Source organism: Pseudarthrobacter sp. GA104 (assembly GCF_009741265.1).
In the GTDB taxonomy this organism is placed as follows: Bacteria; Actinomycetota; Actinomycetes; order Actinomycetales; family Micrococcaceae; genus Arthrobacter.
Genome location: NZ_WOWL01000001.1, coordinates 484101 through 500457, shown reverse-complemented (window position 1 = coordinate 500457; position 16357 = coordinate 484101). Strand labels below are relative to the sequence as shown.

General features: G+C 65.4%; 16 protein-coding genes. 9 read left to right on the top strand and 7 right to left on the bottom strand.

All coding sequences use genetic code 11. From position 1 onward, the window contains the following. The first annotated feature begins 23 nt into the window (after nt 1–23). Entirely contained in the window at nt 24–1118 is a 1095-nt protein-coding gene (locus GK109_RS02250; RefSeq protein ID WP_157238521.1) for an ROK family glucokinase, read from the top strand. Here the strand turns inward: GK109_RS02250 and GK109_RS02245 are convergent. Genes GK109_RS02245 through GK109_RS02235 form a run of 3 tightly spaced genes read right to left on the bottom strand, consistent with a single transcriptional unit; the run spans nt 1115 to nt 3280 of the window. Next, entirely contained in the window at nt 1115–1687 is a 573-nt protein-coding gene (locus tag GK109_RS02245) for a hypothetical protein (protein ID WP_157238520.1), read from the bottom strand. The genes GK109_RS02250 and GK109_RS02245 overlap by 4 nt on opposite strands. Next, entirely contained in the window at nt 1674–2495 is an 822-nt protein-coding gene (locus GK109_RS02240) for a carboxylesterase (RefSeq protein WP_157238519.1), read from the bottom strand. Before GK109_RS02240 ends, GK109_RS02245 begins: the two co-directional genes overlap by 14 nt. Next, nucleotides 2492–3280, bottom strand: a complete 789-nt coding sequence (locus GK109_RS02235; protein ID WP_157238518.1) for a carboxylesterase — start codon at nt 3278–3280, stop codon at nt 2492–2494. Before GK109_RS02235 ends, GK109_RS02240 begins: the two co-directional genes overlap by 4 nt. Before the next feature lie 111 nt (nt 3281–3391). Here GK109_RS02235 and GK109_RS02230 point away from each other — a divergent pair, with 111 nt between their 5' ends. Further along, on the top strand, nt 3392–4225 hold the full coding sequence (locus tag GK109_RS02230; RefSeq protein ID WP_370460338.1) for a lysophospholipid acyltransferase family protein: 834 nt from the start codon (nt 3392–3394) through the stop codon (nt 4223–4225). A 73-nt stretch (nt 4226–4298) separates the two neighbouring features. Further along, nucleotides 4299–5693 (top strand): class II 3-deoxy-7-phosphoheptulonate synthase, encoded by a 1395-nt coding sequence (locus GK109_RS02225; RefSeq protein WP_104997491.1) that lies wholly within the window; start codon nt 4299–4301, stop codon nt 5691–5693. Nucleotides 5694–5740: 47 nt separating this feature from the next. On the opposite strand, the gene GK109_RS02220 is transcribed toward GK109_RS02225, so the two are convergent. Both GK109_RS02220 and GK109_RS02215 read right to left on the bottom strand, forming a co-directional pair. Beyond that, complete coding sequence (locus GK109_RS02220) at nt 5741–7870, bottom strand: PASTA domain-containing protein (protein WP_370460336.1); 2130 nt, start codon at nt 7868–7870, stop codon at nt 5741–5743. A 106-nt stretch (nt 7871–7976) separates the two neighbouring features. After that, entirely contained in the window at nt 7977–9374 is a 1398-nt protein-coding gene (locus GK109_RS02215) for a lytic transglycosylase domain-containing protein (protein WP_157238516.1), read from the bottom strand. A 242-nt stretch (nt 9375–9616) separates the two neighbouring features. On the opposite strand from GK109_RS02215, the gene GK109_RS02210 reads away from it, so the two are divergent. Then, nucleotides 9617–9970 (top strand): Rv2175c family DNA-binding protein, encoded by a 354-nt coding sequence (locus GK109_RS02210; RefSeq protein WP_321215918.1) that lies wholly within the window; start codon nt 9617–9619, stop codon nt 9968–9970. A 66-nt stretch (nt 9971–10036) separates the two neighbouring features. Here the strand turns inward: GK109_RS02210 and GK109_RS02205 are convergent, their stop codons facing one another. Then, nucleotides 10037–11131, bottom strand: coding sequence for a polyprenyl synthetase family protein (locus tag GK109_RS02205; protein WP_321215919.1), 1095 nt, complete (start codon nt 11129–11131; stop codon nt 10037–10039). Beyond that, nucleotides 11128–11655: a hypothetical protein gene (locus GK109_RS02200; RefSeq protein WP_323057394.1), complete on the bottom strand. Its 528-nt coding sequence runs from the start codon at nt 11653–11655 to the stop codon at nt 11128–11130. The genes GK109_RS02205 and GK109_RS02200 overlap by 4 nt, the downstream gene beginning before the upstream one ends. A 75-nt stretch (nt 11656–11730) precedes the next feature. Here GK109_RS02200 and dinB point away from each other — a divergent pair, with 75 nt between their 5' ends. The 5 genes from dinB (at nt 11731) to GK109_RS02175 (ending at nt 16324) form a co-directional block, all read left to right on the top strand. Next, nucleotides 11731–12957, top strand: a complete 1227-nt coding sequence (dinB, locus tag GK109_RS02195) for a DNA polymerase IV (protein WP_370460335.1) — start codon at nt 11731–11733, stop codon at nt 12955–12957. 274 nt (nt 12958–13231) lie between these two features. Next, on the top strand, nt 13232–13609 hold the full coding sequence (locus GK109_RS02190; RefSeq protein WP_157238514.1) for a DUF3040 domain-containing protein: 378 nt from the start codon (nt 13232–13234) through the stop codon (nt 13607–13609). A gap of 408 nt (nt 13610–14017) precedes the next feature. Then, nucleotides 14018–14446, top strand: a complete 429-nt coding sequence (gene mraZ, locus GK109_RS02185) for a division/cell wall cluster transcriptional repressor MraZ (protein ID WP_009358613.1) — start codon at nt 14018–14020, stop codon at nt 14444–14446. A gap of 166 nt (nt 14447–14612) precedes the next feature. Then, nucleotides 14613–15605, top strand: coding sequence for a 16S rRNA (cytosine(1402)-N(4))-methyltransferase RsmH (gene rsmH, locus GK109_RS02180; protein WP_157238513.1), 993 nt, complete (start codon nt 14613–14615; stop codon nt 15603–15605). After that, entirely contained in the window at nt 15602–16324 is a 723-nt protein-coding gene (locus GK109_RS02175; RefSeq protein ID WP_157238512.1) for a hypothetical protein, read from the top strand. The genes rsmH and GK109_RS02175 overlap by 4 nt, the downstream gene beginning before the upstream one ends. The last annotated feature ends 33 nt before the right edge of the window (nt 16325–16357 follow it).

Sequence of the window (16357 nt, the reverse complement as noted above, 5' to 3'; positions counted from 1 at the left end):
ATGCGCACCTAGAATGGGGGATTATGTATGTACCGCCCCCCGGCGAACAGGCCGGGCCCCTCAGAAGACCTGCCCCCTGGAGGCGCCGGCCCACCACTTCCAGGGCAAGGACGCGGCACGACGGCGAAGGCTTCCGTGAGCACCTGCGCCTCGGCCGCAAGGGCCTCGCCATTGGGATCGACATCGGCGGGACGAAGGTGGCCGCCGGCGTCGTTGATGCAGACGGCCGCATCCTCAGCGAGGCACGGCGTGCCACCCCCGGCAGCGATCCCCGGGCAGTGGAAAAGGTCATCGTGGAGTTGGTCGAGGAACTGGGCAAGGGGCACCGGATCTGGTCCGTGGGCATCGGCGCCGCAGGGTGGATGGACCTCGACGGCGGGACGGTGCTTTTCAGCCCCCACCTCGCCTGGCGCAATGAACCACTACGCGCCAACCTGCAGCGGCTCCTGCGCCGGCCGGTGCTCCTTTCCAACGACGCCGACGCCGCCGCGTGGGCGGAATGGCGCTTCGGTGCGGGCCAGGGGGAAGACCGGCTGGTCTGCATCACGCTGGGTACCGGCATCGGCGGTGCCATGGTGATGGACGGCAGGGTGGAGCGCGGCCGTTTCGGTGTGGCAGGGGAATTCGGGCACCAGATCATCATGCCGGGCGGGCACCGCTGCGAATGCGGAAACCGCGGCTGCTGGGAACAGTACGCCTCCGGGAACGCGCTGGGCCGGGAAGCAAGGATCCTGGCGCGGGCCAACTCCCCGGTGGCGCAGGACCTGATAGCGGCTGTGGGTGGGCGGACCGAGGCCATCACCGGTGCGATCGTGACGGAACTGGCGCTGGCAGGCGACCCGGTATCACGTGAATTGCTTGAGGAAGTAGGGGAGTGGCTCGGGCTGGGACTCGCCAATCTTGCTGCCGCCCTGGATCCGGGACTTTTCGTCATCGGCGGCGGCCTGTGCTCGGCAGGGGACCTGCTGGTGGAACCTGCCCGCAAAGCTTTCGCCCGCAACCTGACGGGCCGCGGTTTCAGGCCTGCCGCGGGGATCCAGCTGGCGGCCCTGGGGCCGAATGCCGGACTCATCGGTGCTGCCGATCTGTCCCGCGTCAGCAGCAGGACGCGCCGCTAGACGCGGGCGCCGTCGTCGTCCTCGTCCTTCTCCTGCGGAAGCTGCATGATCAGGTACACGGTTCCCAGCACGAACACGGCGACGATTCCCACGATTGCCAGGAGCGGCGCGGAGCGCCAGAACATCGCTGAGAACAGCAGCGCCACCGGTCCGCCCACGGCGGCGAGCCAGGCAAGCATGGTCAGCGGATCCGTACCGGCGAGGCTCGGTGGTTCCTCGGGGACGAACGCACCGTCTTCCCCGTCCACGTCATAGTCGCGTGGCCCGGCTGAAGCGCCGGCGCCTGCACCTGCGTCGTCCCCGGCAGCCTGCCGTTCGGCCGCAGACATCTCGGCAGGTGCCGCGCCAGCCAGGCCCAAGGGATCGAAGTCCCGGAACGAGGCTGGCCGTCCACCCGCCGTCGAATCATCCCGTGGAGCGGCGCCAGCGCCCGGATCGGTGCCGGCGCCGTTGGCGCTGCCGGTGCCTCCGGCGGGGGAATCGGCTTCCAGCCGGGCCACCAGGTCCAGCCAGACGGCGTCATCCTGGTTGGCGCCCTGGTCAGGGGAGCCCGGGTCAGGCCTGTTCATGGGACGCGACCTCCAGCGTTGAGGGCGCACTTGCCGTTGAACGCCCGGGAGCCCCGCCGGAAGCAACCGCGCGGATGAACTCAACGGACCCCTGAAAAATCCGGTCGGCATCGTTGTCCAGGGTTGCCACATGGTAGCTGTTCTCAAGGTAGACCAGGTCCAGGGGAGCATGGGTGAGCCCGCGGCGGAGCGCCACGAGGCTTGAGTCGGACACCACGTGGTCAACCGTGGAGCGGAAGGCCTTGACCGGGGCCGTGATCCGGGGAAGGAGCCTGATGGTGTCCTTGAACATCTTGTTGACTTCGTGCGCCGCAGCAACCGGGGTCCGGGGGTAGGCGCCCTCGTCCATGCCTTCCTTGAGAATGTCGTTGGCGATGGCCGGCGTACTTTTCATCACCAGCTTCAGGATCCCGGCGATCGGTGCGCGCGGGTCATCAATGACCAGCCCCGGGTTGACCACGATCACGCCGGCCACGGGCCGGGTGGCCGCAATCCGCAGCGCCAGCGCCCCGCCCATGCTCAGCCCGGCCGAAAAGACATAGTCGCAGTCCGCATCCAGTTCAAGGTAGGCCTCGTCCAACGCCCTGTGCCATTCCTGCCACCGCGTCCGTGCGAGTTCCTGCCAGCTGGTGCCGTGGCCGGGCAGCAGGGGCATACGGACGGCGAAGCCGGCATCGGCCAGGCTCCGGGCCCAGGCGCGCAGTCCGTGCGGACTGGCGGTAAAGCCATGTGAGAGGACCACGCCGACGCGGGGCCCGTCGCCAATGGAACTGCTGCTGAACGGGCTGTGGTCCGGGCCGGAGGTCATGGGGTCTCCAATGAGGTCTTCTGGCGGGCGAGGGCATGGAAGAAAGCACTGGATTTCGCATGGATCTCCGGCGCGTCCACGTCCAGCGTAGCCACATGTCCGCTGCTGTGGAGGTCCACCACTTCAGCAAGGTTTCCGCCCAGGCCTTTTCGGAGCAGTGCCAGCGAGGTTGGCGGAACCACCGCGTCCGTGCGCGACTTGAACACTTGGACCGGGGCAGCCACCCTGGGCAGGCACCGCGCCGCCGCACCAAAAAGTCTCTTCAGCTCGTGCACTGCCGCCAGGGGAGTGCGTGAATAGTCGCCGTCATTGGTGGCTGCCGCCGTCGGCTGTTCCTCCTGGAGAGGAAGGGTTGTCCGCTGGAAGTACTTCAGTACGCCGATCACCCGGACCCGCCGGTCGTAGAAACTCAGGCCCGGGTTGACCACGGACACTCCGGCCACGTTGTGCCGGGAAGCGGTCAGCAGCGCTATGGCGCCGCCCATCGAGAGTCCGGCCACAAAGGTTGTGTCGGTCCGTCCTTCCAACTCCAGGTAGGCAGCCTCAAAGCTGCGGTACCAGTCGCCCCAGCGTGTCCTTGCCAGTTGGCGCCAGTCGGTTCCGTGGCCCGGCAGCAGGGGAACGCTGACCGCATAACCCTGCGAAGCGAGGTGCTCAGCCCAGGGCAGCAGGCTGAGCGGGCTGCCGGTGAAGCCGTGGCAGATGGCCACACCGGTGCGCGCATTGGGTCCGTGGCCGGGATAGCTGAAAGCGGCAGGAGGGGACGGGGTGCTGCTTTCGCTCATGCCTCCATCGTGTCACTGTTCCGGACAAATCTCACTAGAGTAGGGTTGCATTGAACTGCTGGCCAGGCCCGACGCGGGGTCCGGGGGCCGCCTTCCGGAGAGGTTTCTCACGTGTTCTATTGGGTCATGAAGCGGATTTTCCTTGGTCCTGTGCTGAAGCTTCTTTTCCGCCCCTGGGTTAAGGGGCTGGACAATATTCCTGCCGAGGGCGCGGCCATTATCGCCTCCAACCACCTGTCGTTTTCCGATTCGATTTTCATGCCGCTGATGGTGCGGCGCCCCGTGGTCTTCCTGGCCAAATCGGAGTACTTCACCGGAACCGGGATCAAGGGCAGGCTGACCGCGCTGTTCTTCCGCCTGACCAACCAGTTGCCCATGGACCGGTCCGGCGGGGCTGCATCGGCCGCCTCGCTGAGTGCCGGAATGGAAGTCCTCAACCACGGCGGCCTGCTGGGCATCTACCCCGAGGGCACCCGGAGTCCGGACTCGAAGCTGTACAGGGGCAAGGTGGGCGTGGCCAGGCTCGCGCTGCAGGCCGGAGTTCCGGTGATTCCGGTGGCCATGATCGGCACGGACAAGGTGCAGCCCATCGGCAAGCGGCTGCCAAACATCCGCAGGATCGGCATGATCTTTGGTGAGCCGCTTGACTTCAGCCGGTATCGGGACCAGGCAGAGGACCGGGATATCCAGCGGAAAGTCACGGACCAGATCATGTTCGAACTGATGCGGCTCTCCGGGCAGGAATACGTGGATGAGTACGCCGCCGTCGTGAAGCTCCGGCTGGCGGGAAAGCCCTCTGAACCCGCGGCCGCGGCGGAACCCCTGGTGTCGCCGGCGCCTGCCGCGGCCGGGGCCGGGAGTCCGTCCGGCGACGCGGGCCCGGCGGAAGGCGCCGGAGGCCTCCGGAAAGCGGAGGACGACGGCGGGGCTGCCGCCAGGGAGTGAAGCGGTTGTGACGCGCCCGGGCGGGTGCGTGACGGCACGGTGTCCCGGGGCCCTGCACGACCGTTAGTCTTAGATGGTGACTGAGCTATCTGCAAAACCCGCCTTTTCGCTGTCCAGCACCGCCCAGAGCGGAGCAGCCAACTATCCCGGACTCGACGACTGGCGGGACCTCCCCATTTCCCAGCAGCCCAGCTGGCAGGACCGGGACGTGTTTGAAGCCTCCGTGAAGGAGCTCTCCGTACTTCCTCCCCTGGTGTTCGCCGGCGAGGTGGACGTCCTCCGCGAACGCCTGGCTGCCGCTGCCCAGGGCAAGGCTTTCCTTCTGCAGGGCGGTGACTGCGCGGAGACCTTCGAGGCCGCGACGGCGGACAAGATCAGCGCGCGCGTCAAGACCATCCTCCAGATGGCTGTGGTGCTCACGTACGGTGCGGCCATGCCGGTCATCAAGATGGGCCGCATGGCGGGCCAGTTCGCCAAGCCCCGCTCCTCCAACGACGAAACCCGCGACGGCGTGACCTTGCCCGCCTACCGCGGCGACATCGTCAACGGGTACGACTTCACGCCGGAGTCCCGGGGCCACGACGCCTCGCGCATGCTCCGCGCCTACCACACGTCCGCTTCCACGCTGAACCTCATCCGCGCCTTCACCCAGGGCGGGTTCGCCGACCTGCGCTCGGTGCACCAGTGGAACAAGGGCTTCACCGAGAACCCGGCACACGCACGCTATGAGTCCCTGGCCCGCGACATTGACCGCGCCATCAAGTTCATGGCCTCCTGCGGCGCCGACTTTGAGGCGCTCAAGCGCGTCGAGTTCTTCGCCAGCCACGAAGCCCTGCTGCTGGACTACGAGCGCGCGCTGACCCGGATCGATTCCCGCACCGGATTCCCCTACGACACCTCCGCGCACTTCCTCTGGATCGGGGAGCGGACCCGCGAACTGGACCACGCGCACGTCGACTTCCTGTCGCGGGTGCGGAACCCGATCGGCGTGAAGCTGGGCCCGTCCACCACCGGCGACGATGCGCTCCGCCTGATTGACAAGCTTGACCCGGAGCGCGAACCCGGCCGGCTGACCTTCATCACCCGCATGGGTGCGGGCAACATCCGCGAGAAGCTGCCCGCCGTCGTCGAGAAGGTCACCGCGTCAGGCGCGCAGGTGCTCTGGGTTACCGACCCCATGCACGGCAACACCGTCACGTCCCCCAACGGGTACAAGACACGCAATTTCGACGACGTCATTGACGAAGTGCGCGGCTTCTTCGAAGTGCACCACGCCCTGGGCACCGTTCCCGGCGGCCTGCACGTTGAAATGACCGGCGACGACGTCGCGGAGTGCCTTGGCGGCGCCGACCCGGTGGACCAGGATGCCTTCCTGGACCGCTACGAGTCAGTCTGCGATCCGCGGCTGAACCACATGCAGTCGCTGGAAATGGCGTTCCTGGTGGCCGGCGCCCTCGCCAAGCACTAGGCAACGCGCACTTCCCACGTGAACGGTGGTGTGGCCGGCAGGTCCGGCTACACCACCGTCAGGGTAACGACTGATCCCTCCGGAACCTCCTTGTTAACCGGATCCTGGTCCCGGACCGTGCCGAAGAAGCCGCCCAGGATATTGTTCACGCGTACCTGGAAGCCCAGGCCCTCCAAGGCCTTCCGGGCATCAGCGGCCTGCTTGCCGATGAAGCTGGGCACCTGCACCATCCGGGGTCCCTTGGAAATGGTCAGCGTGACGGTGCCGCCGCGGGTAAGCGTTCCGGTAGCCGGAGCCTGGCTGACAACCGCGCCCTTCGGGACGTCCCTGCTGAACACTTCCTCGCGCGCAACCTCAGCCGTGAGGCCGGCCTCCTCGATGGCATCAACGGCATCCTTCTCGTCCTGGCCCACCACCGAAGGGACAGGAATGGGCTCGGGACCCTTCGAAACCACCAGGCTGACGGGCGTGCCATGCCGGACGGCCGTACCGGGAGCGGGGTCCTGGGACAGGACTGTGCCGGCAGGGACCTTCTCATGAAACTGTTCCGTCACCGGGCCGAGCGCCATTTCCGCCGCGTTGAGGCCAGTCTTGGCCTGCTCCAGGGTGCCGCCGGCCAGCTTCGGCAGCGGGAACAGCTGGGGACCCTTGGAAACAAGTAGCGAGACCGGCTGGAACTTGCGGATTTCGGCGCCCGCCGCGGGTTCGCTGCCCACCACGAGGCCTGAGGGCACGTCGTCGTCGAAAATGTCCTTGGTGGTGGACCGGAACCCGGCCTCGTCCAGGAGCTGCTGTGCCTGCGCCACTGTCTTGTTGGCTACGGAAGGGATGGTGGCGGCGGCGCCCGGGCCCATTCCGAAGAACCAGCCCGCCCCGGTTGCCAGGAGGGCAGCAATCACCAGGACAACTATCCACAGGATTCCCCGGCGGCGCGGGCTGCCCTCCCGCAGCGTACGGGCCGGGGTGGCGGCCGCACGGGCCCGTGCCCTCTCGTCCTCCTTGTCCGCCTTGCGCTGGGCGCGCTTGCCCAGCGTCGGAGGCGGTGGGGACCACGGCTCGACATCGTCGCCGGGCGGTGTGAGGGTGTGCCGGGCAGCTTCGGGTTGGGCAGGACCGGCGTAACGAGGCTGGCCTTGTGACGGCGGGTAGGCGGGCGCAGCCGGCTTGCCAAACGGCATCACCGTTGTTGGATTGTTGGCCCGGCCGATTACCTCTGTGGGGTTCTGGTGGCCAGGATCTTGGAACCGCCCGGGATCGGTGGGCGGTGCGGGAGCCTGGGAGTGGGCCATGGCGCCTCCGGCCGCAGCCGCCGGCGGATGCAGGTCCAGCTCCGCATCGGTGAGGTTGGTCCGGATATGCCGAAGCTCCTGGAGTAGCGCGTTCCCGTCCACGGGCCGGTTTTCCGGATCATTGGAGGTGCACCACTGCACCAGCTCGTCCACTTCAGCAGCCAGTCCGGGAACCAGGGCCGAAGGCGGTCCCACTGTCCCGTTCACATGCTGGTACGCCACCTGGATGGGGACCTCGCCGTTAAACGGCTGCTGCCCCGTGAGCATTTCGAACAGCATGATGCCCACGGAGTAGATGTCGCTGCGCGCGTCCGCCGGCTTTCCAAGGACGAGCTCTGGGGGGAGGTACGCAACTGTTCCGAGCAGGGCGCCGGTGCTCGTGGAAGTGGTGACGGCGCGTGCCAGCCCGAAATCTCCAATTTTGATCCGTCCATCGTCGGAAATCAGGACGTTTTCCGGTTTGACGTCACGATGGATGAAGCCGGCGGCATGCGCAGCGCCTAGTCCTTCAACCACCGGGTCGATCAGCGCGAGGGCAAGTCGGGGCGGCAGCGCACCCTTCTCGGCGATGACGTCACGAAGTGTGTGGCCCCTGATGTATTCCATGACCAGATACGCGGTGCGGCCGTCGTTCCCCTGGTCGAGCACCCCCACTACATGGGGGTGGGACAACCTGGCTGCCGCCTTCGCCTCCCGCCCCAGCCTGCCCAGGAAATTCTCGTCTGCCGAAAGGTGCGGATGCAGCACCTTGAGCGCCACGTCCCGTTCCAACCGCTGGTCCGTGGCCAGGTAGACAGTGGACATTCCGCCCCGCGCAAGCTTGGACCTGACGGCATACCGGTTGTCCACCAGTGTCCCAACAAGGGGGTCTGACACGTGTTCCTGCACCCTTCGATCCTAGTCCCCGCAATGAAACGGGCCCGAACCGTTGCCGGTCCGGACCCGTGTCAAATCTTCCTGCGAGCCGGCTGCGGGTGGTGCCGGGCGGTGCAGGTCAGCCGAAGTTCTTCTGGTGGGCCTTGATGGCGGCGACGTAGGCCTTGGTGTCGTCGTACATCCCGTATTTGCTCACTGAGTATTGGCCCTGGTAGTAGCCCGCAATGGCAGTGTCCGTGTCCTTGCTGGTGGCGAGGAGACGGCGGATGATGGCGACGCCGGCCGTTGCATTGTCGTAGGGGTCCAGGAGGTTCAGCTTGCGCCCCACCAGATCCGATGCCCACTGCCCGGAGCTCGGGATGACCTGCATGGTTCCGATGGCGTTCGCCGGAGACACTGCGCGCTGGTCAAACCCGGATTCCTGGTGCGCAAATGCAAGGGCGAGCGAGGGTTCCACGCCCATCCTGCGCGCGGTGTCAGCCACGATGTTCCGCATTTCGCTGCGGGAGGGCACCGGAGAGGCGTTCAACAGGGCTTTGTTCTCGTTGGCCGAGCTGACCACCGCAGAAGGGTAACTGAATCCGAGGAATGAACTTGGGACGAGGGGCGTCACTGAGGCAGCCGGCTGCGGGGCCGCCGGCTGGGCCGAGCCTCCAGGGATGGCCAGCTTGTTGCCCGGGTAGATGACACTGGTCATGCTCAGGCGGTTGGCAGAGAGCAGTTCGGAGAGTTTTACGCCGTGGCGCGTGGCGATGGCGGAAAGGGTATCTCCGGCTTTCACCGTGTAGGAGCCGGAAGCCGGCGCCGGAGCCGGAGCGGCCGGTACCGGCGCAGCCGGCGCGGACGTTGAGGCCAGGCCTGCCGACGCAGGAGCGGCAGCGGGGGCCGGGGCAGTTTCGCCGGCGCCCACCTTGATCTTCTGGCCCGGGTAGATGATGGAGCGCATGCTGAGGTTGTTCCAGGCAAATACGTCAGCCAGGCCCACGTTATGCCGGGCCGCAATGGCGCCCAGCGTGTCGCCTGCCTTGACGGTATAGGTGGCACCGGATGCCGCGGCGGGAGCGGCAGGTGCAGGAGCGGCAGCGGGGGCGGCCGGCGCAGCGGCTGAGCCTGAGAGCTTGATCTTCTGGCCCGGGTAAATGATGGTGTTCGGCTGGAGGTTGTTCAGTTTCAGGATGTCAGCGGTGTTGAGGCCGAACTTTCCAGCGATCGCACTGATGGTATCGCCGCGCGCAATGGTGTACTCGGCGGGCGCCTGCGGCTGGGTAGGCCTAAAGGCGGCCGGGATGGCAGTGGACACGGCGGAGGCGGGGATGACCGCCGCAGTGGCTTTTGCAGCCTGGGCTTTCATGGCTGCGGCAAGCGTTCCCGGGATGGCACGGACTGGTTGCACGGCGGCAGCGGGCTGGGCCAAGGCCAAGGATGACAATACAACCGCTGGCAACGCCGCAGTGGTGGCAGCAAGCATTGGCAGGCTCGGCTTGGGGGGCTGCTTGTGCGAGCGGGACATCGTCATGGAAAGAATCCTCTTCTCAACTGCGGGCGCGGGCGGGGTGCCGCTGTCAATTCTCGATACTACTGTTACTGCTGTTAATTTTGTTACGTATGTGATCAATGAGAATCTCTCACGGATTTGGAAATAGCACAAGAATTCCGGGAATGGCCGCAAGGAAGAATCCCGGGTGTGTCTGCAGGTCAGGAGCGCCCTATAGGGGTATCGACTAGGCGGCAGGGCGCACAGCGTGGCAACCTTGATCCGTGAGTAATGTAGAAGAGCTTGTGGGCGAATGGTTGCCCCTACCCGACGTCGCCCGTTTATTGGATGTTTCCATCACCAGGGTTCACAGCCTGCTTGATGAGCGTGCCCTTGCGGCATTGCGTGTCGGGGAACGAAGAATCCGTTCCGTGCCGGCCGAGTTTATCCAGGACGGCCAGGTTGTAGACAGCCTCAAGGGCACCATTGTTGTCCTGGCTGACGCCGGGTATTCCGATGAGGACCTGATCGTTTGGCTTTTTACCCCGGATGAATCGCTGCGGGGACGGCCCATTGACGCCCTGCGCGAGGGCCGCAAAACGGAAATCAGGCGACGGGCCCAAACCCTCGCCTGGTAAACCACTGGCCGGGGATGTTCGGCAACACCAAAAGCCCGCCATCCCCGGCCAACAAAGCGTGGTTGCTCAGGAGGCGCGGCTGACTGTAGCTTCAGCCAGCCTCCGCAGGGCGGTTTTCGGCAGTTCGTCCAGGGGGAGCGATTCAAGCGCCTCGAATGCGGCCGCCCCAAATTCATTGATGAGGACTTCGGTGGCCGCCAACGCACCGGATTCCTCGATAATGCGCCGGAGTTCAAGGATGTCCTCTTCGGAGAGGTCCGGGCTGCCAAGCCTGGCATCGATGAAGGCAGACTCGGCTGCCGATGCCTGGTCCAGCGCCAGGGCAACCAGCACAGTGCGCTTTCCTTCCCGCAAATCGTCCCCGGCAGGCTTGCCGGTTGTCAGCGGATCACCGAAGACACCCAGCACGTCGTCCCGGAGTTGGAAGGCTTCGCCCAAGGGCAACGCAAAAGCGGAGTAGCCGCGGAGCAGCTCATCCGAGGCTCCTGCCAATGCTCCACCCAGGGCCAGTGGATGCTCCGTGGAGTATTTTGCGGACTTGAACCGGATGATGGACTGTGCGCGGGTCACGGCCCCGGCCCGGTCCCTTACCGGACCGGCAACTTCTTCCAGGATGTCCAGGTACTGGCCGGCCATCACCTCCGCCCGCATGAGGTTGAAAATCAGCCTGGCCCTGGTGCCGGCGGCTGCCCGCTCGCCAATGTCCGTGAACGCCTCTTCGCTGAAGGAGAGGCACAGGTCACCTGTCAGGATTGCCGCCGCGTGCCCGAACCGTTCGCTGTCCAGCGCCCAGCCCCGCGACCCGTGCAGTTCGCTGAAACGGCGGTGGACGCTTGGGCCGCCCCGCCTGGTATCCGACCGGTCGATGATGTCGTCGTGGATCAGGGCCGCCGCCTGGAACAATTCCAGTGCGGCGCCTGCGGTCACCACCTGTTGCGCGGCGGGCTGTCCGCCCGCGCCTCGCCAGCCCCAGTAGCACATCAGCGCGCGCAGGCGCTTACCGCCCGTGACCAGGTTGGAGATGGAACCCATGAGGGGTTCGATATCCGGAGAGATGCCGGACATGATGGCCTGCCGGGAGGTGAGGAACCCCGTCAGCTCGCCGGCAACCGCCGCAACGAAGTCTGCCTGTTCATTCCTCAGCTGTTCCGCTGCCGTCACTTGGCGGACTCAGCTGCCACGTTGGCGCCGATGGTGAATGTGGCAACGCCCGAAGCTTCAACCACCGAGAGGTTGACCGTTTCGTTGTCCCCGCGGACAAAGTCCTTGGACGCCACTGCTCCCACGGCTTCGCCAGGAACTGCCTTGAAGCCCTGCCCTTCAAGGGCCTTGGTGTAATAGTCCACAACCGCAGCGGTGGGGGCTGCGATGCTTCCCACCAGGGCGGCAGTGGCGGGGGCTGACGCCTTGTCAAAACTGCTCGATACCACCTTGGCTCCCGGCATAAGGGGAAGGAGCTGCTGCGGGAAGCCCTCCACCACCGCCCCGACGGTCGCCGAGGTATTGGGCGACGCGGAGGGGCTGGGGGAAGCTGTGATGGTTGATCCGGCAGTTCCCGGAGTCGAAGCGGAGGCAGAAGGATCCGGGGCTGCTGACGGAGTCGGGCTGCAGGCTGCAAGCAGCAAAGCCGCGCCGGCAGCGAATACTGCCAACCCTGCTGGCTTAAGGTTTCCAAAGACCGTCACAGGGACATTCCTCCTGGTGTTGATGCCGGATTCAGCCTCCAGTTTAGTCAGTACAAAACGGATAGGATTGCAGCCGTGGGGCCCGAAGGTAAGAACCAGCCGCCCGGAGCGCGCCTTCCGGGACGCAGGCGCAAGTGCATCATGCACGTGGACATGGATGCCTTCTATGTCTCGGTGGAGCTGCGGACCCGTCCTGAACTCATGGGCAGGCCCGTCATCGTCGGGTTCCCCGCGGACCGTTCCGTGGTCCTCTCAGCCTCCTACGAAGCCAGGGCATTCGGCGTGAAGTCGGCCATGCCGATGGCCGTGGCCGCCCGCATGTGCCCCCACGCGGTCATCATCGAACCGCGCCACAAGCTGTACTACGAAGTGTCCGCCCAGCTGATGGGCATTTTCGAATCCATTACGGAGCTCGTCGAACCCCTCAGCGTCGATGAGGCCTTCCTCGACGTCACCGGCGCCATCAGGCGCCTGGGTGCGCCGAAGGGAATTGGGGAAATGATCCGGCGGCAGGTTAGCTCTGAGCTGGGCATCACGGCGTCGGTGGGGATAGCGGAATCAAAATTCGTGGCGAAAATTGCCTCCACCCGCTGCAAGCCGGACGGACTGCTCATGATCGCGCCCGATGAGACCGTGCCGTATCTTCATAGCCTGCCGGTCGGCGCCCTGTGGGGAGTAGGTGCCAAGACGGCGGAGGTGCTCGCAAGAATGGGCATCAGGACCGTTGCGGACGTGGCGGCAACGCCGGTCTCTTCGCTGAAGAAGATGCTGGGCGCCACGGGGGAGCATGTCCACCAGCTTTCCTGGGGCATAGACCCCCGGCCCGTCACCCCGGTCCGGCTGGAGAAGAGTATCGGGGCGGAAGAAACGTTTGCCGTTGACACCGCCGACGACGCCCTGCTCCACCGGGAACTGCTGCGCCTCTCCCACCGCACGGCCGCGCGCCTGAGGAGTTCAGGCATGGTGGCCCGGACCGTCGCCCTGAAGCTCCGGTTCGCGGACTTCTCCACCATCACGCGCAGCAGGACGGTCCAGACTCCCGTGGACAGCGCCCAGCTGATCTACGCAGTCGCCCTGCAGCTGCTCGAGTCCGTGGGGGACAGGGCAATGACCGTTCGGCTTGTGGGGGTGCGCGCCGAGCAGCTCGAAGACGCTGCCCGGACCTCGCTTCAGCTCAGCATCGACCGGCGGGACGACAACTGGCGGGCGGCTGAGCAGGCACTCGACGAAGTGGCACGCAAATTCGGCAGCAAGTCCGTCCTTCCCGCCCGCCTCATGGAGCCCGGAAACTCCCCCGAATAACGGCCGGCGGAAGCCTTGGCGGGGCCGCCGCCAAAGTCTTTTCCGTCTTTCAGAACAGCCCTCGACAAACTATCCTTAGATATACATAGTTTTCGAGTGACTGGACTTACTGCCGGACCCTCTTGGACATGCTCCCGCTCCTGCGACGGCATGCCGGGTTACCGATTTCCGCTTTTGCCGGCGGAGCGGGAACCTCTTAGGCATAACAGCCGTTAAGGGTGCAGAAGTAGTGGCTGGGATCAGCCCGGACGTTGGCCTACAAAAGGAGGTCGTGATGCCGCTGTCGGAGCACGAACAGAAGCTGCTTGAGCAGCTGGAGAAGCAGCTTCACGAGGACGACCCGAAGTTCGCGAATTCCATGGGTTCAGACCCGGGGCGTTCATGGTCCACGAGGCACGTGGTGATTGGCGTCCTCTGCGCCCTGGCTGGCGTCTTCCTGCTACTCGTGGGTGTCACTCTCCAAAACATCTTCGTCGGAGTCCTGGGCTTTGTGGTGATGGGCGGCGGCGTCTATTTCGCCACCATGCGGAGCAGTTCGGCCGGGGCGAAGCCGGGATCCAAGGCCGGCGGCCGAAAGCCGGGGAAGTCCAGGAGTTCCTTTATGAGCAGCCTTGAGGAACGGTGGGATGAAAGGCGCAGGGGAGAACCCTAAACGCCTCCCGCCGAATTACTCCCGGCACCTCCACTTCGCTCCCTGTTGGAGGGGGCAGGCGAAAAGACCCGCACTTTGCGGGTCTTTTCGCATTTAAAACGCGCCCGATAAATACGGCCCGAATTGAAGAACGTCGTGGATGCGGCGCATGCCGGGCGATCACCAGCAGTTTTGCCGACAGGTGATGCCGGCGCCAGGAACTTGCCGTCAGCCCGTGGGGCAAAAGTCCTCCACTTTCCACCACCGGCAGGAATCCCTGCAATTCCGGCGTTCTTTTCCCATAAATAACCTGCCATCGGGCCGCGTTCGCGTTGACTGTGGGGGAAAGTGGAGTAATGTGGAGGACATAAGAGGGTGGTTGCAACATAGGGGATGTGCAGTTCCTGACAGCGGACAGGCGGTGGGCCAGTGTTTCTGGGCACTCACTCGCCACGTCTGGATGAAAAGGGACGGATCATTCTCCCCGCCAAGTTCCGGGAGGAACTTGCCAGCGGGCTGGTGCTCACAAGGGGCCAGGAACGTTGCATCTACGTCTTCAGCGAGAAGGAATTTGCGCGGGTCCACGAGCAAATGCGGGAGGCGCCAATCTCCTCTAAGCAGGCACGCGACTATATCCGCGTCTTTCTCTCTGGAGCCTCTGACGAGGTACCTGACAAGCAGGGGCGCGTTACCATTCCACCCGCGCTCCGGGAATACGCAGGCCTCGGCAGGGAACTCGCCGTGATAGGCGCCGGATCCCGGGCCGAGATCTGGGACGCCCAGGCTTGGAATGAATACCTCGCAGAGAAGGAAACAGCCTTCTCTGAAACTGATGACCCCATTCCGGGCATTCTCTGACCGGAACAGGACAGCAGTTAGCTTCTTGGATGAGATCTCCAGCCGCCCATCGGCTGGCCATCCTGGCTCACTTCCCCGGAGCCAGGCTGGCGGACGATAGGCGCGGATGGGGATCTGGTCCCAGAAGCCACCACAAGGTGACACCAACGGCGAGAAAGGACGAGGCATGAACGAACACCCCAAGCCAACGTCCGAACGCCATGTGCCGGTCCTGCGGGACCGGTGCATCAATTTGTTGGCACCTGGATTCGAGGCGGCCAGGCTCCGCGGCGAAACGCCGATGGCCGTCGACGCGACCCTGGGCATGGGCGGCCACTCCGAGGCCATGCTGCAGCGCTTTCCGGACCTGCACCTCATCGGCATAGACAGGGACGAGGAAGCACTCGCCCTCGCCGGTGAGAGGCTGGCCCCTTTCGCCGCCCGCACGGACCTGGTGCACGCCGTTTACGACGAGATAGCGGACGTCCTGGCGGACCTGGGCGTTGCTGAAGTCCACGGAATCCTGATGGACCTCGGAGTGTCATCCCTCCAGTTGGACGAACGCGAACGCGGCTTCGCCTACTCCTTCGACGCCCCGCTGGACATGCGGATGGACACCAGCCGTGGGCAGACCGCGGCAGACGTAGTAAACAACTACAGCGAAGAGGAACTCGTCCGGATCATCCGGAAGTGGGGCGAGGAGAAGTTCGCCGGCCGGATCGCCAACAGGATTGTCACCGCCCGTGCCACCAAGCCCTTCACCACCACCGGAGAACTCGTGGAGCAGATCCGGGCGGTAGTTCCGGCAGCCGCGGCCAAGTCCGGCGGGCACCCCGCCAAGCGCACTTTCCAGGCGCTGCGGATCGAAGTGAACGAAGAACTCGACGTCCTTGAACGCGCCGTGCCTGCCGCCGTCGACTCCTTGGCCCTGGGCGGGCGCATCGTGGTCATGTCCTACCACTCCCTCGAGGACAAGATCGTCAAGAGCGTCCTGCAGGCACGTTCCAAATCCTCAGCTCCGCTCGGGTTCCCGGTGGAGCTGGAAGAACACAAGGCCGAACTTAAGACCCTGACCAAAGGCACCGAGGTGCCCACCGCCGTCGAGATCGCCGAAAACCCGCGCGCTGCATCAGCAAGGCTGCGCGCGGCGGAACGAATCAGAGCCAGGAGAGCTGCATGAGCACCGCTGCCGTCAAGAACTTTCCCGCCGCGTCAGGCAGTTCGGCGGCCGGCAGGGCCCTTCCGGCACAGACCCCCGCGGACGGCCGGAAGGGCCGGACTCCGCTGTCAGTGGTGCGTAATGTACCCCGCAAGCGCCGCGCACCATTCGTAGTGCTCTGCTTCGCCCTGCTTGCCGTGGCCCTGGTGGCCGTGCTGGTGTTGAACATCTCCGTGTCCACCGCGCAGTACCAGCTGGTGGAGCTGCGGGCACGGCAGAGCACGCTGACCAAGCAGAACCAGGACCTCACCCAGCAGGTGCAGAACTTCGAAGCGCCCCAGAACCTGGCGGCCAAAGCTTCGGAGCTCGGTATGGTGGCCTCCACGGTCAAGGGCCAGATCGACCTGTCCACCCTGACGGTCACGGGCAAGGCGACACCGGCAGTTAAGGGCGGTCCCGCCGGGGCCGTTATTCCCGCACCTGCCGTGGCAGGGCAGCTGATTGTGGTTCCGCCGGCAACCAGGGGTGAACCGCTGGCAAGCCGCAAACCGGCAGAGGCGGGAGCCCAGGGTGCTGCAGCGGCTGATGCTGCGGGCTCCAAAGCAGCGACCCCGGATGCGGCCACGCCTGCCGGTCCACCTGCCGGCCTTCCCGCAGCGGCTGCCGCAGCGGCTGCTGCAGCAGTGGAGCTCCACGGCGGATCCGTCCCCGCACCCGAGCAGAAGGTGCCCGGGCAGTAAAACGGCAGGTCTGACAGGCAGCAGGGTCGAGCA